Annotated in this window: 21 protein-coding genes; 6 read left to right on the plus strand and 15 right to left on the minus strand. The window is 61.3% G+C overall.

Translation table 11 applies throughout. The features are described 5' to 3' along the window. Nucleotides 1-15 precede the first annotated feature (15 nt). Nucleotides 16-1032, plus strand: a complete 1017-nt coding sequence (galE, locus tag PYR64_RS12780) for a UDP-glucose 4-epimerase GalE (RefSeq protein ID WP_039242247.1) — start codon at nt 16-18, stop codon at nt 1030-1032. 144 nt (nt 1033-1176) lie between these two features. Here the strand turns inward: galE and PYR64_RS12785 are convergent, their stop codons facing one another. From PYR64_RS12785 to fdxA, 3 genes are all read right to left on the minus strand, one after another. Further along, complete coding sequence (locus tag PYR64_RS12785) at nt 1177-2460, minus strand: citrate synthase (protein ID WP_018776553.1); 1284 nt, start codon at nt 2458-2460, stop codon at nt 1177-1179. 232 nt (nt 2461-2692) lie between these two features. Continuing rightward, on the minus strand, nt 2693-3841 hold the full coding sequence (gene dapC / locus PYR64_RS12790) for a succinyldiaminopimelate transaminase (protein WP_275775541.1): 1149 nt from the start codon (nt 3839-3841) through the stop codon (nt 2693-2695). Nucleotides 3842-3855: 14 nt separating this feature from the next. Further along, nucleotides 3856-4182, minus strand: coding sequence for a ferredoxin (gene fdxA / locus PYR64_RS12795; protein ID WP_018776555.1), 327 nt, complete (start codon nt 4180-4182; stop codon nt 3856-3858). 134 nt (nt 4183-4316) lie between these two features. Between fdxA and PYR64_RS12800 the strand changes: the two genes are divergently transcribed. Continuing rightward, entirely contained in the window at nt 4317-4553 is a 237-nt protein-coding gene (locus PYR64_RS12800) for a hypothetical protein (RefSeq protein ID WP_082499713.1), read from the plus strand. Here PYR64_RS12800 and PYR64_RS12805 read toward each other — a convergent pair. Both PYR64_RS12805 and typA read right to left on the minus strand, forming a co-directional pair. Next, nucleotides 4501-4917: a hypothetical protein gene (locus PYR64_RS12805; RefSeq protein WP_275775546.1), complete on the minus strand. Its 417-nt coding sequence runs from the start codon at nt 4915-4917 to the stop codon at nt 4501-4503. The genes PYR64_RS12800 and PYR64_RS12805 overlap by 53 nt on opposite strands. Nucleotides 4918-4952: 35 nt before the next feature. Next, nucleotides 4953-6869, minus strand: a complete 1917-nt coding sequence (typA, locus tag PYR64_RS12810; RefSeq protein WP_018776557.1) for a translational GTPase TypA — start codon at nt 6867-6869, stop codon at nt 4953-4955. 310 nt (nt 6870-7179) lie between these two features. Here typA and PYR64_RS12815 point away from each other — a divergent pair, with 310 nt between their 5' ends. Beyond that, entirely contained in the window at nt 7180-7995 is an 816-nt protein-coding gene (locus tag PYR64_RS12815) for an SGNH/GDSL hydrolase family protein (RefSeq protein WP_229778577.1), read from the plus strand. 89 nt (nt 7996-8084) lie between these two features. On the opposite strand, the gene PYR64_RS12820 is transcribed toward PYR64_RS12815, so the two are convergent. The 6 genes from PYR64_RS12820 to ychF form a co-directional block, all read right to left on the minus strand. Next, entirely contained in the window at nt 8085-9800 is a 1716-nt protein-coding gene (locus PYR64_RS12820; RefSeq protein WP_275775549.1) for an ABC transporter ATP-binding protein, read from the minus strand. 11 nt (nt 9801-9811) lie between these two features. Then, nucleotides 9812-10795, minus strand: a complete 984-nt coding sequence (locus tag PYR64_RS12825) for an ABC transporter permease (protein WP_275775551.1) — start codon at nt 10793-10795, stop codon at nt 9812-9814. Then, entirely contained in the window at nt 10785-11714 is a 930-nt protein-coding gene (locus PYR64_RS12830) for an ABC transporter permease (RefSeq protein ID WP_018776561.1), read from the minus strand. The genes PYR64_RS12825 and PYR64_RS12830 overlap by 11 nt, the downstream gene beginning before the upstream one ends. A 211-nt stretch (nt 11715-11925) precedes the next feature. Then, complete coding sequence (locus PYR64_RS12835) at nt 11926-13563, minus strand: ABC transporter substrate-binding protein (protein ID WP_018776562.1); 1638 nt, start codon at nt 13561-13563, stop codon at nt 11926-11928. Between the two features lie 423 nt (nt 13564-13986). Next, nucleotides 13987-16383 (minus strand): hypothetical protein, encoded by a 2397-nt coding sequence (locus tag PYR64_RS12840; protein WP_275775552.1) that lies wholly within the window; start codon nt 16381-16383, stop codon nt 13987-13989. A gap of 309 nt (nt 16384-16692) precedes the next feature. Beyond that, the gene (ychF, locus tag PYR64_RS12845) at nt 16693-17778 is read right to left on the minus strand and encodes a redox-regulated ATPase YchF (RefSeq protein WP_026266974.1); all 1086 of its coding nucleotides are present in this window, start codon (nt 17776-17778) and stop codon (nt 16693-16695) included. Between the two features lie 112 nt (nt 17779-17890). Here ychF and PYR64_RS12850 point away from each other — a divergent pair, with 112 nt between their 5' ends. Continuing rightward, on the plus strand, nt 17891-19123 hold the full coding sequence (locus PYR64_RS12850; RefSeq protein ID WP_275775555.1) for a DNA recombination protein RmuC: 1233 nt from the start codon (nt 17891-17893) through the stop codon (nt 19121-19123). A gap of 80 nt (nt 19124-19203) precedes the next feature. Here PYR64_RS12850 and PYR64_RS12855 read toward each other — a convergent pair whose 3' ends face one another. Both PYR64_RS12855 and PYR64_RS12860 read right to left on the minus strand, forming a co-directional pair. Further along, nucleotides 19204-20289, minus strand: coding sequence for a 4-hydroxy-3-methylbut-2-enyl diphosphate reductase (locus tag PYR64_RS12855; RefSeq protein WP_275775557.1), 1086 nt, complete (start codon nt 20287-20289; stop codon nt 19204-19206). Between the two features lie 24 nt (nt 20290-20313). Then, entirely contained in the window at nt 20314-21177 is an 864-nt protein-coding gene (locus PYR64_RS12860; protein ID WP_275775559.1) for a hypothetical protein, read from the minus strand. 181 nt (nt 21178-21358) lie between these two features. On the opposite strand from PYR64_RS12860, the gene xseA reads away from it, so the two are divergent. Both xseA and PYR64_RS12870 read left to right on the plus strand, forming a co-directional pair. After that, nucleotides 21359-22636, plus strand: coding sequence for an exodeoxyribonuclease VII large subunit (gene xseA, locus PYR64_RS12865; RefSeq protein ID WP_275775561.1), 1278 nt, complete (start codon nt 21359-21361; stop codon nt 22634-22636). A gap of 37 nt (nt 22637-22673) precedes the next feature. After that, nucleotides 22674-22931, plus strand: a complete 258-nt coding sequence (locus PYR64_RS12870; protein WP_018776569.1) for an exodeoxyribonuclease VII small subunit — start codon at nt 22674-22676, stop codon at nt 22929-22931. 20 nt (nt 22932-22951) lie between these two features. Here the strand turns inward: PYR64_RS12870 and PYR64_RS12875 are convergent, their stop codons facing one another. Continuing rightward, nucleotides 22952-23806: a polyphosphate kinase 2 family protein gene (locus tag PYR64_RS12875; protein ID WP_039242273.1), complete on the minus strand. Its 855-nt coding sequence runs from the start codon at nt 23804-23806 to the stop codon at nt 22952-22954. 55 nt (nt 23807-23861) lie between these two features. Further along, the gene (locus PYR64_RS12880) at nt 23862-25082 is read right to left on the minus strand and encodes a pyridoxal phosphate-dependent aminotransferase (protein WP_018776571.1); all 1221 of its coding nucleotides are present in this window, start codon (nt 25080-25082) and stop codon (nt 23862-23864) included.

A 25082-nucleotide genomic window follows, 5' to 3' on the forward strand; every position in this document is an offset into this window, starting at 1 on the left:
GATAGCGTAGGGACCATGAAAATTCTTGTCACGGGTGGCACCGGCTACATCGGGTCCCACACCGTCTTGTCCCTTCAGGAAGCCGGCCATGACGTCGTCGTGCTGGATAATCTGGTGAACTCCAGCGAGGAGTCCCTGCGTCGGGTGTCCGAGCTCACCGGCAAGAACGCGGCCTTCCACAAGGTTGACTTGGTGGATGAGCCCGCCGTCGAGGCCGTGTTCGACCAGCACCAGATCGATGCCGTGATCCACTTCGCGGGTCTGAAGGCTGTAGGAGAATCCGTCCAGGAGCCGCTGGCCTACTACTACAACAACATCGTGGGCACCCTCAACCTGCTCCGCGCCATGGACAAGCACAACGTGCGCTCCATCGTCTTCAGCTCGTCGGCCACCGTCTACGGCGAGCACAACCCGATCCCCTACATCGAAAAGATGGAAATCGGCGCCAACAACCCGTACGGCCGCACCAAGGAACAAATCGAGGACATCCTCTCGGACCTCGGCAACGCGGACGACCGCTGGCATATCGCACTGCTGCGCTATTTCAATCCAGTGGGCGCCCACCCGTCCGGCCGCATCGGCGAAGACCCGCAGGGCATTCCGAACAATCTCGTCCCCTTCATCGCCCAGGTAGCGGTTGGACGCCGAGAGAAGCTGATGGTGTTCGGCGGCGACTACGACACCCCGGACGGCACGGCCCAGCGCGACTACATCCACGTGGTGGACCTGGCAGAGGGCCACGTAGCAGCCCTGAACTACATTGCCGACCGTGCCGGCGTCCGGCGCTGGAACCTCGGCTCCGGCCGTGGGTCTTCCGTCCTGGAGGTCCTGCGGTCCTTCGAGAAGGCCGTGGGCCAGCCGATCCCCTATGAGATCACCGGCCGCCGTGCAGGCGACCTCCCCGCCTTCTGGGCCGACGCATCCTCTGCGCTGGCGGACCTCGGATGGTCCACCACCAAGACCGTGGACCAGATGTGTGAAGACCACTGGCGCTGGCAGAAGAACAACCCCTTCGGCTACAACGCTTCCTGAGGCAACGCGGGGTCACTTATGGCCCCCTGGAGGCCCCAACATGGGCCATAAGTGACCCCGCGTTGCTTTTAGGGGCGGAAACAACGACGGCGGCCGTCCCACCTCGCGTGAGGTGGGACGGCCGCCGTCGTTATTGGCCTGAAACTAGTTGGCCGGGTAGTTGCGCTCCGGCTCCCCTGTGTAGAGCTGCCGCGGGCGGCCGATCTTGGTCTGGGGGTCGTTGATCATTTCGCGCCACTGGGCAATCCAGCCCGGGAGGCGTCCAATAGCGAAGAGAACGGTGAACATCTTCTCCGGGAAACCCATGGCCTTGTAGATCAGGCCGGTGTAGAAGTCGACGTTCGGGTACAGCTTGCGCTGGATGAAGTAATCGTCGGCCAGGGCCTTCTCTTCGAGGCGCATGGCGATATCCAGCAGTTCGTCGTTGCCGCCGAGCTTGCCCAGGACTTCGTGTGCCGTTGCCTTGATGATCTTGGCGCGGGGATCGTAGTTCTTGTAGACACGGTGTCCGAAGCCCATGAGGCGGACGCCGTCTTCCTTGTTCTTGACCTTCTCCATGTAGTCCTCGGGCTTGATGCCGTCGGCTTGGATCTGGCGGAGCATCTTCAGGACGGCCTCGTTGGCGCCACCGTGGGCGGGTCCGAAGAGGGCGTTGATGCCGGCGGACACCGAAGCAAAGAGGTTCGCGTTGGACGAACCCACCAGGCGGACGGTGGAGGTTGAACAGTTCTGCTCGTGGTCTGCGTGCAGAATGAGCAGGAGGTCCAGCGCCTTGACGACAACCGGGTCCATTTCGTACTGCTCAGCCGGGAGGCCGAAGCTCAGGCGCAGGAAGTTCTCCACGAGGTTCATGGAGTTGTCCGGGTACAGCATGGGCTGGCCGATGGACTTCTTGTGTGCGTAAGCGGCGATGACGGGCAGCTTGGCCATGAGGCGGATGGTGGAAACTTCCACGTGCTCCGCGTTGAAGGGATCCAGCGAGTCCTGGTAGAACGTGGACAGCGCCGAAACGGCCGAGGAAAGCACCGGCATAGGGTGGGCGTCGCGCGGGAACCCGCCAAAGAAGCCCTTGAGTTCCTCGTGCAGGAGCGTGTGGCGACGGATGCGCTGATCGAACTCTTCCAACTCCGTGGGGGTGGGAAGGTTGCCGTAGATCAGCAGGTAGGAAACTTCGAGGAAGCTCGAGTGCTGCGCGAGCTGCTCAATGGGGTAACCGCGGTACCGCAGGATGCCTGCGTCGCCGTCGATGTATGTGATGGCCGAGGTGGTGGCCGCTGTGTTCATGAAGCCGGGGTCATAGGCAACGGCGCCCGTCTGCTTCAGCAGCTTGGAAACGTCGTAGCCTTCGTTTCCTTCTACAACCTTGATGCGCGGCAGTTCGAGTTCGCCGCCGGCATGGCGCAGTGTCGCGCTGGTGGTCTCAGTCATGGAGTCCCCTTCATGAGGCCTTTGGGCCTCTATCGAACGCTTGTCCAACCACCTTCTGGTGCCGCCGCCTTCGGCCCCGCTGTCGCAGGGCTCCAACGGCCGGAGTGCATTCTTAGAGAAGGCCACCATTGATAGTCAGTTAAAAAGCTACCGCCAGTAACCCCGCGGAACTAATCCGCAGCCTCCGGTTACTGGCGGAATGGCGCTATAAGTGGCGCAAGTCACAGCATTGTTATGCGTTGGCGACAAGCCTCTCAACGGCGGCATCGATCCGCTCGTCACTGCCGGTCAGGGCGACGCGGACGAAACCGTTACCGGCGTCTCCGTAGAAAACTCCCGGCCCCACCACAATGCCCAGTTCCGCGAACCTCGCCACCGTGTCCCAGGTGGCCTCGCCGGCTGTGGACCACAGGTAAAGCCCGGCCTTGGACTGGTGGATCTGCAGCCCGAATTTCTCCAGGGCGGGCACGATCCTCTCGCGCCTCCCCCTGTACAGATCTTTCTGGGCGAGGACATGGCCGGCATCGCCCAACGCCACGCGCATGGCCTCCTGGACGGGGAACGGCACGATCATGCCGGCATGCTTGCGGCTGTTGACCAGGTTGGCGATGATCGCGGAATCACCGGCGACGAAGGCTGCCCGGTAACCGGCAAGGTTGGATTGCTTACTCAACGAGTAGACGCACAGCAGGCCATCGGTGGAGCCGTCTGTGACCCTGGGATCCAGGATGCTGGGGACAGCCTCTCCCCCGCGCTGGGCATCCCATTCGCCCCATCCCAGTTCTGCGTAGCACTCGTCCGAGGCCACCACTGCGCCCATTTCGCGGGCCTGGGCTACGATCCGACGAAGCGACTCGACATCCCGGACACTTCCTGTGGGGTTGCCCGGAGAGTTGATCCAGACCAACCGGACCTTTGCACGGGTTGCCGGATCCAGCTCATCCAGGTCATCGGCAGCAACGGCCGTGGCACCTGCCAATGAGGCGCCAATGTCATAGGTCGGGTAGGCGACCGTGGGCCGGACGACCACGTCACCGGCGCTCAATCCCAACAGGAACGGCAGCCAGGCCACCAGTTCCTTGGAGCCCACCGTAGGCATGACGTCCTTCGGGTCCAGCCCGGGCACCCCGCGCCTGGCGGCGAACCAGTCGACGACAGCCTGGCGCAGTGCCTCGGTGCCGTGCACCGTCGGATAGCCGTGGGCGTCCGCTGCGTTGGCCAACGCGTCCCGGATCAGTCCGGGCGTGGGATCCACCGGGGTGCCGATGGAAAGGTTCACTGCGCCGCCCGGGTGTTTGGCAGCCGTGGCGACATACGGCGCCATGGCTTCCCAGGGGTAGTCAGGCAGGTTCAGGCCGAAAGCCGGTGCCGCTGAGATCAACCTAGCTACCGCCCTTAGTGGTCTTGGTTCTGCGGGGGCAGGGCAGCGATGAACGGGTGGTCCTTGCCCGTGTTGCCGATCTTGGCAGCCCCACCCGGAGAACCGAGGTCATCAAAGAACTCGACGTTGGCCTTGTAGTAGTCGGCCCACTCTTCCGGGGTGTCATCCTCGTAGTAGATGGCCTCTACCGGGCATACGGGTTCGCAGGCACCACAGTCGACGCACTCGTCGGGGTGGATGTAGAGGGAACGCTCACCTTCGTAAATGCAGTCGACAGGGCATTCTTCAATACATGCCTTGTCCTTGACATCCACACACGGCTGCGCGATTACGTACGTCACGTCCCAGACCTCTCCACGGTTTGTCCCGGCGATGGCCGGGTAATACTGCCGGCATGATGCCGGGCACTCAACTTCTGAGCCTATTATCCAACAGTGCGATCACGCCAACCTAGCCCGCGTCTTAGTATGAAACGGTGAATCCGCCACACTTGCCTCCCCGCCAGTTCCTGCTCAACGCAACGCCGGGCATCCGGGTGGTGGTGCGGTACAAGATCGAGGAAGGCCTCACTGACGCCCTGGGCTACTTGCTGGGCAGCAACGACACCGTTTGCACGGTACGGACCCGCACCGCCGACGTCGAAATTCCCTTGGCGTTGGTCATCGCGGCGAAAGAGGTTCCGCCGCCACCGCCGCGGCGACAGGCGTCCTAGTTCGAAGGCGGCTGGCCGCCACGAGCATGACCAGTGTCACAGCGCCGATCCCAAAAACCCAGACGTTTCCGACGGCGTCGCCCAGCACCAACCGCTTGGACGGCCCCGCCGACGACAATACGCCGACGGCGGCATAACCCACCACGCCTGCCACCGCCGTCGGGACGACCGAGCGTGACCAGGCGGCGAGCCACAGCTGAACCGAGGCGAGAAGCAGCAACGCGGCGGCTACGCCCCAAGGGATCCCGACGCCGGCCCACTGGATGGCCTGGCGGTGCAGTGCCGTTCCTGCCGCAGCAACGAAAAGAGCCGCCGGTACGGCCGCGGCTATGCCACGGACCGTACCGGCGACTCCCTTCTTCATGCAGCTGTCCTTGACCGGTTCAGAACCAGCGGGTGTTAGGACTTGGCGCGGGCGCGGTTGGCCTTTGCGCGCTCGTTGGAGTCCAGGATGACCTTGCGGATACGGATTGCATCCGGGGTCACCTCAACACACTCGTCTTCGCGGGCGAATTCGAGGGACTCTTCGAGGGTCAGATCGCGCGGCGGCGTCAGGTTCTCGAAGGTGTCGGAGGAAGCTGCACGCATGTTGGTGAGCTTCTTTTCCTTGGTGATGTTGACGTCCATGTCGTCGGCGCGGGAGTTCTCGCCAACGATCATGCCCTCGTAAACCTCGGACGTGGGCTTGACGAAGAAGGAGCCGCGTTCCTGCAGGTTGATCATCGCGAACGGGGTCACAACACCGGCGCGGTCGGCGATCATCGAACCGTTGGTGCGGTATTCGATGGGGCCGGCCCACGGCTCGTAGCCCTCGGAGATGGAAGCTGCGATACCGGCGCCACGGGTGTCCGTGAGGAACTTCGTGCGGAAGCCGATCAGGCCTCGGGCCGGAACGATGAATTCCATGCGGCACCAGCCGGTGCCGTGGTTGGCCATGTTGGTCATGCGGCCCTTGCGGGCTGCCATGAGCTGCGTTACGGCGCCGAGGTACTCTTCGGGGACGTCGATGGTCATGTGCTCCATCGGCTCGTGGATCTTGCCGTCGATGGTCTTGGTAACAACCTGCGGCTTGCCAACGGTCAGCTCGAAGCCTTCGCGACGCATCTGCTCCACCAGGATGGCGAGGGCGAGCTCGCCACGGCCCTGGACTTCCCAGGCGTCAGGACGCTCGGTGGGCAGAACCTTGATGGAGACGTTACCGATGAGTTCCTTGTCCAGGCGGTCCTTCACCTGGCGGGCGGTGACCTTGGCGCCCTTGACCTTGCCGGCCAGCGGCGAGGTGTTGATACCAATGGTCATGGAGATCGCGGGATCATCCACGGTGATCAGCGGCAACGGCTGCGGGTTCTCGGCGTCCGTGAGGGTTTCACCGATGGTGATGTCCTCGATGCCGGCAACTGCAACGATTTCACCGGGACCGGCTTCTTCGGCAGGAACACGGGTCAGGGCCTTGGTGGCCAGCAGTTCGGTGATCTTGACGTTCTTGAGTTCGCCGTTGGCGCGTGCCCAGGCAACGGTCTGGCCCTTGCGGAGCGTGCCGTTGTAGATGCGGAGCAGGGCGAGACGGCCAAGGAACGGCGATGCGTCCAGGTTGGTCACGTGAGCCTGCAGCACGCCGTCCGGGTTGTACGTCGGAGCCGGGATGTGCTCGATGATGGTCTTGAAGAGGGGCTCAAGGTCCTCGTTGTCCGGGGCCGAGCCGTTGGCCGGCTGGTCCAGGGATGCGCGGCCGACCTTGGCGGCGGCGTAGACAACCGGAACCTCGAGTACCTTGTCCAGATCCAGGTCCGGAACTTCGTCTGCGAGGTCGGAGGCGAGGCCCAGGAGCAGGTCCATGGACTCGTGGACAACCTCGTCGATACGGGCGTCAGGGCGGTCGGTCTTGTTGACCAGGAGGATGACCGGCAAGTGCGCAGCAAGGGCCTTGCGGAGCACGAAGCGGGTCTGCGGGAGGGGACCCTCGGAAGAGTCAACCAGCAGGACAACGCCGTCAACCATGGAAAGACCGCGCTCCACCTCGCCACCGAAGTCGGCGTGGCCAGGGGTGTCGATCACGTTGATGGTGATGGTCTCGCCGTTGGACGACGGGCCGTTGTAGGCAACCGTGGTGTTCTTGGCGAGGATGGTGATGCCCTTTTCGCGCTCCAGGTCACCGGAGTCCATGACGCGGTCCTCAACCTCACCGTGGGAAGCGAAGGAGTTGGTCTGCTTGAGCATGGCGTCGACCAGGGTGGTCTTACCGTGGTCAACGTGTGCGACGATCGCGACGTTGCGCAGATCGCTCCGCGACGCAGTGTTGGTGATGGTTTCAGACATGCGTTAATGACTCGATTCAGTGGTGAAGTCAGCTGTTTGTATCCGCGCGCATACCTGATCGACTTGATCGGAACACACAGCGAAAAGACCCCGGGACACAGGGCACCTGCATCCAGTCTAAACGCAGATGCATTTCTGAGCCTAAAAAGCAAGCCATCGGGCCATGAATTGTGGCGTCAGTCACAGCAGGTCACGTGTTCGTAAACACAAGTCAAGATGCTGGATTTTCACGCTCCCGTGCCCCATGATTGCAGCAGAACCAGTGCCCCACGGAGACCAATCAATGCGCCAATCTTCGGCCGTGTTTCGCATGATCGCACCTTTGATCGCCGTTGGCGTCCTTACGGTCGGTTGCGGACCAAGCCCAGTGCCAACCAGTGCCCCCTCACGATCCGCTGCGCCCGCGCCCGCCCAGACGGCCGCCGCTGACAAACCACTCAGGGTTGCCCCGCAACCCAGCGCCCTGAATCTCCCGGCAGGTTCCCTGTACAAGAATCCGACGAACAACCGCAACGAACTGGTGCTGGCCGATGTCCGCCACACCGCCGTACTGATCGGTGATTCCCAAGCCATGCCGGCGGGTTCCTGGCCGCAGCAAGGCATCGCAGCCCTCGGCTACAAACTGCATGTGGTGGGCATGGGCGGTACCGGATACGTCGCCACCAACGGCAAGACCGGCAACTACATTGACGCCTTGCAACGCGGCGACTGGGTTCTCCCCTATGGCGAGCCACCGTTGATCGTGGTGGAGGGCGGCGGAAACGACGCCACGCAGCGCGCCACGGATGCTCAGATCACCGGCAACGCCGAGCGGCTGCTGGCCGCCTTGAAGACCCGCTACCCGGGCTCACGCCTGGCCATGATCGGCACCCTGGCCCGCGGCGTCAGCAACGGAGGCGGACGACGCACGGAAGTGGACGCCCTCCTGGGCCGGATCGCCGCCAAGCACGGCATTCCTTTCGTCAGTGCCGGCGATTGGCTCACCCGATACGACGCCATCAGTGACCTTCAGGACGGCGTTCATTTGAGGGCGACCGGACACGCGAAGCTTGGTGTCGCCCTGGCGCGCGAGCTAACGGCCTTGGGCCTCACTGCCCGCCCGGACAACCCGCAGCCGGCAAAGTAGGCGACCGTACCAAACGGCAAGAGCCGGTGGTTCCCTTTCCAGGGAACCACCGGCTCTTCTGCTGTACGGCAGCGGGATTACGACGCCGGTCAGGCCACTTCAGGGGGCAGGAGCAAGGATCCACCCGGGATGGCATCCAGGAGGGCCTGTGTATAGGCCTCGCGGGGATTGTCGAAGACCTCGTCCGTGCTTCCCGTTTCCACGAGCTTGCCTTTTTGCATCACACAGACGTGGTCGGCAATTTGACGGACCACAGCGAGGTCGTGGGTGATGAAGAGATAGGTCAAACCGAGGTTGTCCTGCAGCTCCGCCAACAGGTTCAGGACCTGGGCCTGCACCAGGACGTCCAAAGCGGAAACGGCCTCGTCACAGATAATGACTTCCGGGTCCAATGCCAGAGCACGCGCGATGGCGATACGCTGACGCTGGCCACCCGAAAGCTCGTTCGGGTATCTGCGCATGGTCGACTGCGGAAGCGCCACCTGATCCAACAGCTCACGAACCTTCTTTTCTCGGCTGGCCTTGGTGCCGATCTTGTGAGTGCGCAGCGGCTCTTCGATGGTTCGGAAGATGTTGTACATCGGATCCAAGGAACCGTAAGGGTCCTGGAAGATCGGCTGCACCCTGCGGCGGAACTTAAACAAGTCCTTGCTGTTCAACGTTGATGTGTCAACGCCGTCGAAAATGATCTTCCCCGAGGTGGGTTCCAACAGGTTAAGCACCATCTGCGCCACAGTCGACTTACCGGAGCCGGACTCGCCCACAATGGCTGTGGTAGTCCCTCGACGAACGGAGAATGACACTGCGTCCACAGCCTTGAAGTCCGTGGTTTTGCCGATGCCGCCACGAAGTTTGAAAACCTTGGTCAGGTCTTCAATCTTCAGGACCTCTTCAGGCAGCGCGGATTCAACGACCACAGGTTCGCTGGGCGCCAACAGTTCGTCGGACTCAACGCCCTGTTCCTTGGCAACCTGAATACGCCGGGAGGCCAAGGACGGGGCCGAGGAGACCAAGCGCTTGGTGTACGGGTGCTTCGGGTTACGCAGCAACTCGAGGGACGGACCGGATTCCACAACCTGTCCCTTGTACATCACCACCACCTTGTCCGCCCGCTCGGCAGCCAGCCCGAGGTCGTGGGTGATGAGGAGTACAGCGGTCCCCAATTCGGACGTCATCTTGTCCAAGTGGTCCAGAATCTGTCGCTGGACGGTCACGTCGAGTGCCGACGTGGGCTCATCCGCGATCAGCAAACGCGGCTGGCAGGAAAGGCCAATGGCAATAAGCGCGCGCTGGCGCATTCCGCCCGAAAACTCATGCGGATATTGCTTGGCACGACGCGCCGCATCGGGAAGACCAGCTTCGGACAAGACCTTGGCGACATCCTCCGGCCCGGACGGAAGGCCGTTGGCTTTCAGCGTTTCCTTGACCTGGAAACCGATCTTCCACACCGGGTTGAGGTTGGACATCGGGTCCTGCGGCACCATTCCAATGGAGTTGCCACGAAGCTCAATCATCCGCTTTTCGCTCGCATGGGCAATGTCTTCGCCGTCAAAAAGGATCTCTCCGGCAGCCACCCGCCCATTGCCCGGAAGCAAACCAATGGCTGCAAGGGCGGAGGTGGACTTTCCGGATCCGGACTCGCCCACAATCGCCACGGTCTCACCCGGCATGACAGTGAAGTGCGCGTTCCTGACGGCGTTAACCTCGCCGTTGCTTGTCGCGAAGTTGATTGCCAGGTCCCTGATCTCCAGCAACGGACGTTCGAGGCCAGCGGATTCTTCTTTGATGTGAACGGAAGGGTTCATGGCTTGGCCTTTCATCGTTTACGCGCTTTCGGGTCCAGAGCATCACGAAGGGCGTCACCCAACATGATGAAACTCAGAACGGTGATGGAAAGGGCGATAGCCGGGTAGAGCAAAGGCATGGGATTGGATCGCAACGATGCCTGCGCTGCCTGGATGTCGTTGCCCCAAGACATCACGCTTGGTGGTAATCCGATGCCGAGGAACGACAGGGTGGATTCCGCCACGATAAATGTGCCCAGCGAGATGGTGGCAACAACAATGATCGGAGCCAGAGAGTTGGGCAGCACGTGGCGAAGCAAGGAGCGGAAGCGCGAAACACCCAATGACCTTGCAGCCATGACGAAGTCCGCATTCCGCACCTCAATGACGGCGCCTCTGGTGATTCGGGCAATCTGCGGCCATCCGAAGGTAATCAGAATCAGGATGAGCGTCCACACCGTGCGGTTGGCCCGGAAGACGGGAAGCTGCATCATGACGATTGCGCCAAGGATGAGGGGCAGAGCAAAGAAGATATCAGTGAGCCGAGCCAGGAGTGCGTCAGCCCAGCCACCGTAGTAACCGGCGAGGGCACCCACTGTGCCGCCGAAAATGACAACTCCAAGCGTGGTGAAGAGGCCAACTGTCACAGACGAGCGCGTTCCGAAGATGACGCGTGCGTAGACATCGCAGCCCTGTTTGTTAAAGCCGAGCGGGTGGCCGCTGACAGGTCCGCCGTTCGAGTTGGCCAACTGGCAAGCTTCGCCAGAGGGATCGATCGGTGAGAAAAGGCCCGGGAACAGAGAGACGACGACTACGACCAGGATCATGAAGGCCGAAATGATGAACAGAGGCTGCTTACGCAGATTCTTCCAGGCCTCTCCCAAAAGACTGGAAGGGGCTTGGTCTTCTTTTACCTTGTCAGTGGCTTGCAGTGGCGTCTCTTCGAGGTCCGCAACGAAGTGCTCGATGTGACGCGGGGCTGTGTCCTGCCCCGTCAGGTTGTTATCAGGCGTCATAGCGGATCCTCGGGTCAAGCCAGGCGTACAAAAGGTCAACAATCAGGTTCGAGACACAGTAGACAAGCACCAGAACTGTGACGATCGATACCACGGTAGGTCCTTCGCCGGACAGGACTGCCCGGTACAACCTGTTGCCTACGCCAGGTACGTTGAAGATACCTTCGGTGACGATCGCGCCACCCATGAGGGCGCCAAGGTCAGCACCCAGGAACGTGACAACGGGGATCAGCGAGTTGCGCAGAATGTGCACGTTGACCACACGGAAACGGGAAAGCCCCTTGGCAGTGGCCGTCCGAACGTAGTCGGCGTTCATGTTCTCGATAACACTGGTTCTGGTCAGTCTCAAAACGTAGGCGAAAGAGGCCAGCCCCAGGACGATCGCCGGAAGAATAAGGTCCGGTATGGTCGCAGCCGAACTCACGGTAGGTTTAGCCCACCCCAGCTGGACGCCGATAAAGAACTGCAAAAGGAAACCGAGCACGAAAATCGGGATACCGATGACGATCAACGAAGCGATCAGGACAGTGCCGTCAAAAAGCTTGCCCTTGCGCAGACCTGCGATGAGACCAAACGCAATGCCAAAAACACCTTCAAAGATCAGTGCCATGACAGCCAGGCGGGCCGTAACCGGGAACACTTCGCCAAGGACGGCAGCGATGGGACGCCCGGAGAAGTCCTGGCCCAGATCAAACGTAAAAATGCTCTTTAGGTAGAGCAAGTATTGAACGATAAACGGCTGGTCCAGGTTGTATTGCGCCCTGAGCTTTGCCGCGACGGCTTCATTGACAGGCTTGTCCCCAAAAAGTGCCGCAATGGGGTCGCCCGGGAGGCTGAAGACCAGGAAATACACAAGGAGGGTGGCCCCCAGGAAGACAGGAATCAGCTGGAGGAATCTTTTCAGGATGTATGTGGCCATTAGCGCAATACACCCCGAACAGCAGGCACCCGGTCCAGGGGTGCAGCGGAGTTGTTCATCGAAGAACCTTTTCGTTCGATGTGCAGGAGTTCAGGGCCGACGGTCCAAGTATGCCTGCACAAGGACGCCCAACCGGAGTTGGGCGTCATTGATTTGCAACGCGATACGGCGGCGGTAGCGCCTCTAGAGCGCCCCCGCCGCCGATCGTTATTTACTTGCCAGTGATGTTGTAGTACAGCGGGACGCCGTCCCATCCGTAGTCAACATTCGAGACGCCGGTGCTCCAGCCACCCTGCGATACCTGGTACCACAGCGGGATAGCCGGGAGGTCCTGCAGAAGGATCTCCTGGGCCTTGTTCATGGCCTTGTTGCCTTCTGCAACCGAGGGGGCCGAGAGACCGTCAGAGATGGCCTTGTCAAAGGCGGGGTTCTCGTAGCGGGCATCGTTCGAGCCTGCGCCGGTCTTGTAGATCGGTCCCAGGAAGTTGTACAGCGACGGGTAGTCTGCCTGCCAACCTGCACGGATCGAACCGGTCAACTTACCGGACGTTGCAAGGTCGCGGGCTTCCTTGAAGGTAGCGAACGGAAGACCCTCAGCCTTGATACCAAGGTTGTTCTTCAGCTGGTTGGTAACGGCCTCAACCCAAGCCTTGTGGCCGCCCTTGTCAGCGTTGTACGCAATGGTGAAGACCGTGTTCGGGTCCCACTTCTGAATGGCGTCGGCCTTGGCCCACAGATCCTTGGCCTTGGCAGCATCGAACTTGAGGTTGTCGGAGCCCGGGATGCTGTCGCTGTAGCCGTCCAGAACCGGTGCCGTGAAGTCCTTGGCGGGCTGACGGCCACCGCTGAAGATTACCTTGGTGATCTCTTCACGGTTCATGGCCATGGAGATTGCCTGGCGGCGCAGCTTGCCCGCTTCTCCGCTCCACTCGGGGAGGTACTCGGGAATGGCGATGGTCTGGTTACCGGCATACGGCTTCTCGATGAAGCGATCGCCGAGGTCGGTCTTGAAGTTCGCGAGGGCGCTCGTGGGGATCGTCTGGAGGATGTCCAGGTTGTTGCCCAGGAGATCCTGGTAGGCGGCGTCATCGTTCTGGAAGATCTTGAACGTCACGCCACCGTTCTTGGCCTTACGGGGACCGTTGTAGTCGGCGTTCGGAACGAGCTGGATCTGCACGTTGTGCTGCCAACCGTTCTCAGCCATCTTGTACGGACCGTTGCCTACCGGCTTCTCGCCGTACGTCTTCGGGTCCGCGAGTGCTGCGGCAGGGACCGGCATGAAGGCGGTGTAGCCGAGTCGCAACGGCCAGTCCGACTCAGGCTGCTTGAGTTCGACCGTGAAGGTGGTGTCATCCACAACTTTCAAGCCGGACATGGTGTCGACGGTGGAACCCTTGGCACTGGTTTCGTCGTAGCCCTTGATGCTTTCGAAGAAGGTTGCGCTCAGCTGAGCGTTCTTCGCTGCTGCACCATAGTTCCAGGAGTCAACAAACGTCTTGGCCGTGATGGCGTCGCCGTTGGTGAACTTCTGATCCTTCTTGATCTTGATGGTGAAGTTCTGCGCGTCAGGTGCCTCAATGGACTCGGCCAGTTCATTGACCGGCTTGCCGGAGGGGTCGTAGCTAACGAGCCCGGAGAAGATCAGCGTTGCGATCTTTCCGCCGCCGACCTCGTTGATATCTGCCGGCATCAGCGGCCGCTGCGGTTCTGAACCGTCAGCGATGATGACCTTGTTGGGGTTACCGCCGGATGCGCCGGAGTCGTTGTTGCCGCCGCCGCCGCAACCGGTCATTGCGAGGGCGATGACCGCCGCTACGCCTAGAGCTTTGGAAGTGCGCGAGAAACGCATTCCGCCTCCTATGAGTCGGGAAGTTGATCAGGGGAATTTTGGTAGGTTCCCCCAAGGCAAGGCACAGATTCCTACTGTGACGTTGCCTACATGTGAGTGTAAGCCTACCCACATTGCGTCCGAATGTTGGAACATGCTGGCCAAACTGTAACCGTTCCGCAACCTCCACATGCCTAAAACGGCGGGAATTTCAAGTCAAACACTACCCGGTGGTAGCATTCGCTGTCTGACAGCAGGACAGGACGTTTTTCAGGCGCAGAAACAACCCCGTCTCGGCTTCATCTTTCGCCCGATGGATGGGCTGGGTCAATGGCAACGGCAGCTCCGTGCCAGCTGTTCCCGTTGGCTTTCCTTGAACCTTAAAGTTCTTCATACTGTTGAGGCCCCTCCCGGCGAACCGGGAAGGGCCTCAATTTATGGATCCTAGTAGTCGTTGAACGACACCTTTACCTTGCCGCCATCCAGGCTGATGTTGGCGCTCAGTGATACTGAGGTGGTGTCCGTTGTGGTCTTCCAATCCGGCGTCCCGAAACCATATGAGTTGTCCTTCTCATAAGTGACGGTCGCTTTCCCCGGATTCGACGTGCGTACACGCCACGGGGTTTCGCCGTAGCCCTTGCTGACAACGAACGTGGGCTTGGTGGTGAGTGCCCAGCGGAAGTTCTTTGTGTAGCGCGAGGAACTGTAGCTGTTCAAGGGGCAGTTGGCCGGCCGGGCCTCGGTGGACTTCACACATTCAGCCAGGTAGGCATCGATTTGAGCCATTGCCTCTGACTTCAATGCTTCTGAAGCTTCCACCTTCAGGCTGGCCGTTGAAGAAGTCGACACGGTGCCGATGGTCACCATCGTGGTCAGCTTCGGAGCTGACAGATACTTCTCCGAGGACGGCAACTCCACCGTGTACTCGCCTGGCAAGGCGGGATACGTCACGGAGCGGCTGTCAGAGAGGTTGACATCAACTGACTGTCCATTGATCAGGAGGGTCTTCACCGGGGTGTCGGACGAAATGCGCAAAGTCCGGGGAGACGCGGAGTCCATGACCCAGTGATCATCCAAGAACTCCGGGTTGGACTTATGCAAACGGTAGGTCGTTTGCTGTTTCCGGCCGTCCTGGTACATGGCGGCAACCACGGTGGCTGTGTCGTTTGAGACATTCGTAGACACGATCTCAAACTTGTCGATGCGCTTGCCCGCCTTGGAATAGACCTCATCGGTCAGCAGAATTCGCTGGTCAGTGGCGACGCCGGGATCGGCGATGGCCATCGCCTTGGACGCCTCGCCATTCTGCAGCGCCTGGAGGTAGCCGGCGACGGCTTTGTCTGGTCCGTTGTTGCCCTTGATCACATCGACGGCGATGAATGCCCCGACGACCAGTACGACGACCAGACCGGCTGCTCCCAGGATCAGACCAAGCTTGCGCTTCGCTTGGGCAGTCATGGGCTCTCTGGGTGCCAGGGCCGGGTGAGCCGCAGCGGGAGCCGGCACGGATTGACCGTCACCAGGTGCGGTGGCAGCCTGTTCAGCAACGACAGGCTTGGCGGGAGCGATCCTGCCCGCCAGGGACAAGGGCACATACCTGCTCAACTGTGGCGCCAGGAAACGTGCTGAAACTTCCGTTGCGCCGCCCCAAAGCAGCAAGATGAACGGCGTCCACCACGCCAGCGTCATACTGACGGCCCCCGAAGCCAGTGACCCGGCGTCGAACGTTCCTGTTACGCCACTGAGCCACGTCATCAGCGTCCCGGCCACCAGGAAAGCAGCGGGAAGCAGGACCCAGTCGGTGATCTTGTTGCTGACCACCGGCCCCCGGCGCAGGTACCAGAAAACAGAAGCCACCACGACGGAGACCAATGCCAGGAGAAGCATCAGCCACCCGGCCCAGCCCGGCACGCCGAATTGGGTGAGCGCATTGCCGAATCCAAAGCTGATATCCGAGCCTGATGAATTAGACGACGAAGACATGCTGGAACCGGAATTCCAGGTGCGGCTTACGGCACTCAGGTGGCCCAATCCGAACATGAAAAAGCCTGCCGTGGGCGCCCACAAAGGTGAAGAGAGCGAGGCCTGCCATCCGGACTTAATGCCGATGGCAATTACCAGGACGGGAATCGCAATGGCAAGAAATACACCATAATGAACGGCCACGGTTTCGAAGGCCCGACCGATTGCGGCACCCGGCCCACTAAGGGCCGGGACGCGCGGTTTACCTGACATCCGCCCCAAATATGCGGCGAGGGTTCCGAGGATCAGCGCAAAGATCACAGAGCCAAAGGTCACGGCCCCGATCGAGCTGACCTTCACATTGGGAATGGGCAGGTTCACGGCAAATATCGCACCGAAGGCGTTGACCAAGAGGGTGAAGACGAGGCCGGCTGTTGCTGCCTCGATCCAGATTCCGGCTGTGGTGTGGGCTTCGGACCGCTTTGCGGCAATCCGTGCGGCAAGGAACAGGACTGCGACTGAGATGGCAGTCAACAACAGGGGAACGGCAAAGAATGATGCCGAACCCTGGACGCTTCCGACTAACGGAAATGTTGCATCGATGCTCGTGCCGAGCGCCCCAAGCTGGCTCATGACTACCAATTGAACGGCCAACTGACCCATCAGGGACCACGGGGACGGCATGCTGCTGCTATTGCCGCCGGAAACCATCGAATTGGACGGGAGATCGGTGTTGCCGCCGTTGCTGATGGCCACACCTATAAGAGCCAGAATCAGGAAGAGAAATGCGGTGATGAGAACGGCTGCATAGGAAATGGCCCCCACCAGGGCCCCCGGAATCAGCGACTTTGCGTCAAAAGAACTGACGACGCTGGACACCGGCCCAGTTTTGAGGCCGGCGTTGGTAGGGCCAATATTTTTGGTGCCGCTTTCTGCACCGATGGCTGAATGGCTGTCCGGTGCCGCATTGTGCGGGACTGTATTCGGCGGCGGCCCGTCCGGAGCGGCAGTCGGTTGATGTGGTTCGGTCATAACAATTTCCCCCTATTGTTTTCTCTACTGCTCATGGTGCCATAGCCAGACATAATTCATGGGGTCGTCATAACCGGCGGACCGCTCCGGCAGACACCACGAAAAATATGCCGCCCTCCGATTCACGGGGGGCGGCATATTTCCATCAATTAAAATCTAGACGTTGAAGCGGAACTCCACCACGTCGCCGTCGGCCATCACATACTCTTTGCCTTCGATGCGGACCTTGCCACGGGACTTTGCTTCGGCCATGGAGCCCGCCTCGATGAGGTCATCGAAGGAGACCACCTCGGCCTTGATGAAGCCGCGCTGGAAGTCTGAGTGGATCACACCTGCTGCCTGGGGCGCGGTGTCGCCCTGGCGGATGGTCCATGCACGGGTTTCCTTGGGACCGGCGGTGAGGTAGGTCTGCAGGCCGAGCGTGTGGAAACCGACGCGAGCCAGCTGGTCAAGGCCGGATTCGGACTGGCCGTTCATTTCCAGCATCTCCCGGGCTTCTTCCTCGTCCAGTTCAACGAGGTCGGATTCGAGCTTCGCATCGAGGAAGACGGCGTCGGCCGGGGCAACCATGGCGCGCAATTCTTCCTGCTTGGCGGGATCGCCAAGGATGCCTTCGTCGGCGTTGAAGACGTAGATGAACGGCTTGGCCGTCAGGAGACCAAGCTCCTTGAGGTGGCCCATTTCGAGCTTGTCGCTCTTGATGGAGGAGAAGATGGTGTCGCCACGTTCCAGCACCGTCTGGGCGGCCTTGATGGCTGCCAGCTCTGCGGCATCGCGCTTCTTGATCTTGACTTCTTTTTCGATGCGCGGAATGGCGTTTTCGATTGTCTGAAGGTCAGCGAGGATCAGCTCGGTGTTGATGGTCTCCATATCGGAGCGCGGGTCGACCTTGCCGTCGACGTGGATGACATCGGGGTCGTCAAAAACGCGGACGACCTGCGCGATGGCTTCAGCCTCGCGGATGTTGGCCAGGAATTTGTTGCCCAGGCCTTCGCCTTCGGACGCGCCCTTCACGATGCCTGCGATGTCCACGAAAGACACGGGAGCGGGCAGCAATTTCTGCGAACCGAAGATTTCGGCCAGCTTCGCCAGACGGGGGTCAGGCAGGTTCACGACGCCTACGTTGGGCTCGATCGTGGCGAACGGGTAGTTCGCAGCGAGCACCTGATTGCGGGTCAGTGCGTTGAAAAGGGTTGATTTGCCGACGTTGGGCAGTCCGACGATGCCAATAGTAAGAGCCACGAGCATTGATTCTACCCGTAGGAAGCCCGTCCCCGCTTGCCCTGCACTGTCAGCACGCGTACTGCCGGTCCGCCTCGCTAAAACTGTCGCACCCCTGTGACAGGGTTGCCTTATGGATGGATTTGGATTGGTTTTGGCCTTGCTGATGCTGCTGGTTGGCGCTGCGGTTGGTCTCGCTGCCGGCTACGTTGCCTTCCGACGCCGGGGCGCTGGCTTGGAAGAGGACTTCGACGCCGTCTCGTCGCGGCTTTCGGAGGTGACGGCGCAGTTGGCAGCGGCCGACGCCGAGCGGCGGCTTTTGTTTACGCAGAACCGCGAGTTGAGCGCGGCCAGGAACTCCGACGGCAGTGTTCTGCGGGCGTTGGCTCCCGTAGCCGAGAAACTTACGGCGGTACAGCAGCAGGTGTCATTGCTGGAGCGCGACCGCGTGGAGCAATACGGACAGCTTGCCCAACAGCTGCAGGACGCACGCCTCTCCGATGAACAACTCCTCAGGTCGACCCACGCGCTGGCTTCCGCCCTTCGTTCCAACAGCGCGCGTGGCCAGTGGGGCGAGGTGCAACTTCGGCGCGTAGTGGAGGCGTCAGGGATGCTGCGGTACGTCGACTTCCACGAACAGGTGCATTCGGGCAGAACCGAGAATACGTTGCGGCCGGACCTCGTGGTTCAGCTGCCTGGCGGCAAGCAACTTGTGGTGGATGCCAAGGTACCGCTGGCCTCCTACCTCGCTGCCCAGGAGCAGTTGCATGGAGACGGGGCCTTCGGTGAATCGGTAGCCCCTGCCAGCAACCAGGACTCGAAGACACTCCTTGCACAGCACGCCAAAGCGCTCAAGGCCCACATCGATGCACTGGCAACCAAGAAGTACTGGGACATTCCGGGTAACTCCCCCGAGCTGGTGATCTGCTTCCTTCCGGCGGAGTCGATCCTGGCATCCGCCCTAGAGGCCGACCCGGCCTTGCTGGAGCACGCTCTGTCCCGGAACGTCGTGCTTGCCTCCCCCGGCACGCTGCTGGCAGTCCTCAAATCAGTGGCCTTTACTTGGCGGCAGGATGTCCTTACGGACAGCGCCCACGAGCTGTTTGAGCTCTCCAAGCAGTTGTACGAACGGATGGGCACACTGGGCGAGAACGTCAGCAAGCTGGGAAGCTCTCTCAAGACCTCCGTTGATCGCTACAACGCCATGGTAGGCACCTTGGAAGCGCGGGTGCTCCCCACGGCCCGCAAGCTCAACACCATGGACGATGCCGGACTTACGGCCCCGCCGTCGGTGGAAGCCGTCCCCAGGGCGCTGGCTGCACCTGAACTCCTTGAAAACAGGGAAGATCGGGATTCAGCAGCCTGACTGAAAAGACCCGTTGCGGGCCGTCCGTAGACGGCCCGCAACGGGTCAATTGTCCGGATCCCAGTGTCTGGGTTTGAGACCTAGGATGAGGGGCGGTTTCCGCGCCCGCCCAGGGCACGCGTGACGTCGCCTGCCTTCTTCAACGTGGCACGCAATTCCTTGGGCAGCGAGAAGAGGAGGTCTTCTTCTGCCGTGACAACTTCCTGGACTTCGCCATAGCCATAGTCCGCGAGTAGTCGCAGGACGTCCTGCACCAGGACTTCAGGAACGGAGGCCCCGGAGGTCACGCCTATGGTAGCCACGCCTTCGAACCAGGATTCGTCCACTTCGTTCGCGAAGTCGACGCGATATGAACTCTTGGCCCCGTATTCGAGGGCAACTTCAACCAGGCGTACTGAGTTGGAGGAGTTTGCTGAACCCACAACGATCACCAGGTCGGCCTGCGGAGCGATCTTCTTGATGGCTACCTGGCGGTTGGTGGTGGCGTAGCAGATATCGTCGCTGGGCGGATCCTGCAACGTCGGGAAGCGGTCCTTCAGCAGACGGACCGTTTCCATGGTCTCGTCCACACTCAGCGTGGTCTGCGAAAGCCAGATGGTCTTCTCTGGGTCACGGACGGTGACCTTGTCTACCTCGTGGGGGCCGTTGATGATCTGGATGTGCTCGGGAGCTTCGCCGGCCGTACCTTCGACTTCCTCGTGGCCCTCGTGGCCGATGAGCAGGATGTCGTAGTCTTCCTTGGCGAAGCGCACAGCCTCTTTATGGACTTTGGTGACCAAGGGGCAGGTGGCATCGATGGTGCGCAGGCCACGGTCCTCAGCCGACTGGACAACAGCGGGGGAAACGCCGTGTGCCGAGAAGATCACCAAGGCGCCCTCGGGAACTTCGTCGGTTTCCTCCACGAAAATGGCACCCTGTTCTTCCAGGGAGCTGACCACATGGACATTGTGGACGATCTGTTTCCGGACATAGACAGGCGGCCCGTAGTGCTCCAGGGCCTTCTCAACAGCGATGACAGCCCTGTCGACACCGGCACAGTAGCCGCGCGGAGCTGCCAGCAGGACCTTCTTGGGACCCGTAACGGGAGCCGCTGCCTGTACCTCTTCCGGAGATCGCCGTCTGCGGGGCACCGTTGGCATCGGGATGGAAACTGCTGTGCTGGTCATGCCTCCATGCTACCGGCCCGGCCTTTAGCTCAGGGCAGAACGTGACCGTTGTCGCCCTGAGACCACAGCTGCTATGACGCCCACCACAAGGACAACGCCGGAGACGACCGCTGCCATCACAACCCACTGCCCGAAGCCGGCGCGGGCCGCAGTGAGGAACTCATCCTTGAACAGCTCCGCCACACCGTTGGCGCTGTCGAGGTTCCCCACCACTCCCCCGGCAAGATCAGCCCCGGCAGTCCAAAGGGCTGCAAGGGCGAGCCCGCCAAGTCCGAGGAACACCAGAACCAGGGAACGGCGTCGAGAGGCAACGAGCGCCAGAAGGGCCGAAACTACAGCGCCAAGGGCCGCCACCCACCACAAGGGAGCGAACGTCGCGACCCGCTCGACGAGTTGTCGGTGGGAAGGCTGCCCCAGCGACACCAGGCTCTCGGCCGGAACATCAATGCGAATAGTGGTGGCCTCGGCGAAGTGGTCGCGAACAAGCCTGACCATCGGACCGATGTCCAGGACAAGTGCGGTACTGCCACGGGCTTCCTCGGCTTGGTCCACCGTGCCGAAGTTGAGTTTGTGGCTGTTCCTGACAGTGTCCTCCCAGGCCTTCGGATAGTCGCTCCACGACTGCATGCCCGAGGCAGCTTTCCGCAGGGCATCGGCGGCCAGCGACTGAATGGGATCGGGGAGATCCACTGAGGACTCAAAGGTCCCTACAGCGGCCGCAGCCAGCCTGCCCTGGAATCCGAGGTCATTTCCCAGGGATCCGGCGATACGGACAAACCCTTCTTCCTTGACGATGTTCTGGTCCACCCACGCGGTGGGAACGGCGACGGCCGTGAGGAGCACGGCGAGGACCACTCCAACTGCAGAGACAAAAGTACGCAAGGTCATCCTTGGGGTTGGGGGCAGTGCCACCATCCTAGGTCTGTCCACATGATAGGAAAAATGTCGGAGCCGGCGGTAAAGCTATGGATAGAGTTGGAAGGCGGCCGGCATCCAAGGACGCACCCCTGAATGAGGACGACAAGAATGCAGCCACAACCGCAGCGACCGGGACAGGCACGGATCAGCCATGTCCGCTGAAGCGACGCCGGAATCAACCCTACCCGGGACCGCTGCCGAAACCAGCCCGGATAATCCCTGGCCTCTGCAACTGCTGTCCCGGAAACTCAAAGCCCACATTGAGCGTGCACCGGCGGCGTGGATCGAGGGCCAGGTCATTGAAATGAACCGCAGGGGCGGCAACGCCTTCCTCACTCTCCGCGACGTCGACGCCGAGATTTCCCTGCCGGCCTCCGTATGGTCCACCGTGCTGGAACGGCAAAAAATTCCGTTGGAGCGCGGTTCACGGGTGGTGGCGCTGGTGAAGGCGGACTTCTGGGTCAAAACCGGGCGCCTGAACATGTCGGTCAAGGACATCAGACCGGTAGGCCTCGGTGACTTGCTCGCGAGAATTGAAAGGCTGCGCCAAGCCTTGGCAGCTGAAGGCCTTTTTGCCGATTCCCGGAAGAGGAAGCTGCCGCTGCTCCCCCACCGCATTGGCCTGATCACCGGCAGGGACTCGGACGCCAAGAAAGATGTCATGCGTAATGCCGCCCTGCGGTGGCCCGCAGTGGAGTTCGATGTCAGGGAGGTGGCCGTCCAGGGCAACACCGCTGTTTCCCAGATCATTGCCGCTTTGAAGAAACTTGATGCCGATCCCCAGGTGGACGTCATCGTACTGGCCCGTGGTGGCGGCGCATTGGAAGACCTCCTGCCGTTCAGCAACGAGGACCTTATTCGCGCGGTCTCGGCGGCAAGCACCCCGGTGGTCAGTGCCATCGGCCATGAAGCCGACAGGCCAATCCTCGACGATGTTGCGGACCTCCGCGCTTCCACGCCCACGGATGCCGCCAAGCGGATCGTTCCGGACGTCGCAGAAGAACTGGCCATGGTCCGGCAAGCGAGGGAGCACCTGCGCCGCGGCATCAGCCGCATGGTGGACCGCGAAATGGACAGGCTTCATTCCCTGAAATCACGCCCCGTCCTTGCCTCCCCGGCAACCATGGTGGACGCCCGCGCCGAGGATATCCATCGGCTCCAGCGCAGAACACATTCAGCGGTCAGCACGGCCGTTGTGAGGGCACTGGACCAAGTGCATCACCTGCGGGCCCAGGTCCGGGCACTGTCACCCCAGAAAACCTTGGACCGCGGTTACGCCGTTGTCCAGCTCCTTGGAGAGGACCAGGCAGGGCACCATGTGGTCAGCGCTCCCGATGAGGCTCCGGACGGGACTGCACTCGCCATTCGGGTAGCCCACGGACGATTCAAGGCCGTCTCCGCCGGCCACGGGGAAATCCTGGATCCCTGATTTCCCCACAGCCCTGCAAACCCACGCAAAGGACATCATGACCGACAACAATCCATCAGCTCCCGGGACCGATCCCCTGGACTCACTGAGCTACGAAGAAGCCCGCGAACAACTGGTCGCCGTCGTCAGTCGGCTCGAGGCCGGAGGGGCCAGCCTCGAAGAGTCCCTGGCCCTCTGGGAACGCGGCGAGGCCCTTGCAAAACGCTGCGAGGACTGGCTGGAAGGCGCCCGCAAGCGCCTGGCGACCGCCCGCGACGCAGGGAACGACGCCGGAGCTCCCGCCGGCTCCGACTGACGCCAGCAGGAACGGCAGCCCTAGGAGGCTGCCACCAGAGCGCGTTCGGCGGCGACGTCGAAGTCGGCCTTGGGCCAGTCCAGTTCCAGGCCTCCGAGGGCGTCCAGCAGCAGCTGTTGAACAGCGATCCTGGCGTACCACTTCTTGTTTGCCGGCACGACGTGCCAGGGAGCGACTTCCGTTGAGGTCTTCTCAAAAGCGATGTCGTAGGCCGCCATGTAGTCGTCCCAGTAGGCGCGCTCGGCGAGGTCGCCCCGGCTGTACTTCCAGTGTTTGGCGGGATCGTCAAGCCGGGCGATGAGACGCTCTTTCTGTTCGTCCTTGCTGATGTTCAGCATGACTTTGACGATAGTGGTGCCCTGCTCTGCAAGGCGTGCCTCAAAATCGTTGATTGCCGCATACCGCCGCTCCAGTTCCTCGCCATCCGCCCAGGCGTGAACGCGGTGGATCAAGACGTCCTCGTAATGCGAACGGTCGAAAACGCCCACCATGCCCGCAGCAGGTGCCTGCTTCTCAATCCGCCACAGGAAGTCGTGGGACTTTTCCTCTTCCGTGGGTGCCTTGAAAGCGGCCAGGTGTACGCCCTGTGGGTCCATGGCGCCCACAACATGGCTCACAATCCCGCCCTTGCCCGCAGTATCCATGGCCTGCAGGATCAGCAGGAGCCGTTTGGAGCTGCCGAACTTGCCCTCGGCGAAGAGTTGCTCCTGCAGCCCGGCCAACCGGTCGTCCTGGGCGGCAAGCAGCGCCTTGCCGTCAGCCTTGGCCCCCGGGTAGCCGGGCGTGGATTGGGGGTCAACGCCAGCCAGCGAAAAGCCCGGGCCAACCTTCAGAACTTCGGCCGGACTCTTGGCGAACTCAACTGCAGCAGCCATGTGGCGGTACCCTTCTGTCCGGCCGCGCCCCGATGGCGCGGCTATGCACCTCAGGCTAGTTGCCCGGGTACCTCGACAGGAAGTCCGCCATGCGGCCAATCGCTTCTTCGATGTCCTTGACGTTGGGCAAGGTCACCATCCGGAAGTGGTCCGGACGAACCCAATTGAAGGCACGCCCGTGGGAAACCAGGATCTTTTGTTCCTTCAGGAGGTCAAGGACAAACTTTTCGTCGTCCCTGATGTGGTACACCTCAGGATCCAGTTTCGGGAACAGGTACAAGGCACCCCGGGCCTGCTGGGTGCTGACTCCCGGGATGGCATTGAGGAGGTCGTAGGCTTTGTTGCGCTGTTCCAGCAGCCTGCCGCCGGGCAGGATGAGGTCGTTGATGCTCTGGTAGCCGCCCAGCGCAGTCTGGATGGCGTGTTGCGCAGGGACGTTGGCACACAGGCGCATGTTGGCCAGGAGGTTGATGCCTTCGAGGTAATCCGCAGCGTCCTTCTTCGGCCCGGAAATAGCCATCCACCCGGCACGGTAACCGCACACACGGTAAGCCTTTGACAGGCCGCTGAACGTCAGGCACAGGACGTCGTCACCGGTCAGTCCAGCCAAATTCACATGCACGGCGTCTTCGTACAAGATCTTTTCGTAGATCTCATCGGCGAAAAGCACCAGGCCGTGCTTCTCCGCCACGGCCACAATCTTCTTGAGCGTCTCCTCCGGGTAAACGGCACCCGTGGGGTTGTTCGGGTTGATCACCACGATGCCCTTGGTCCGTGGAGTGATCTTCGATTCGAGATCGTCAAGATCGGGCTGCCAGCCGGACTCCTCATCGCAGAGATAGTGCACCGGGCGGCCACCGGCCAGTGCAACCGAGGCCGTCCACAGCGGGTAGTCCGGGGTGGGGATCAGAACCTCGTCGCCGTCCTCGAGCAAAGCCATGAGGGACATGGTGATGAGTTCACTGACTCCGTTGCCCAGGTAAATGTCGTCGACGTGGATGTTTTGGATGCCACGGGTCTGGTAGTACTGCGATACCGCTGTCCGGGCCGAGAAGATACCGCGGGAATCGCTGTAGCCCTGGGCGTTCGGGAGGTGGCGGATCATGTCCACCAAGATGGCGTCAGGCGCTTCAAAACCAAACGGGGCCGGGTTTCCGATGTTCAGTTTGAGGATTCTGTGACCCTCCGCCTCCATCTGCTGGGCGGCCTGAAGAATCGGTCCACGGATGTCGTAGAGGACATTATGAAGCTTGGTGGACTGCTTGAATTTCGCCAT

The organism is Paenarthrobacter sp. Y-19 (genome assembly GCF_029223985.1).
In the GTDB taxonomy this organism is placed as follows: Bacteria; Actinomycetota; Actinomycetes; order Actinomycetales; family Micrococcaceae; genus Arthrobacter; species Arthrobacter nicotinovorans.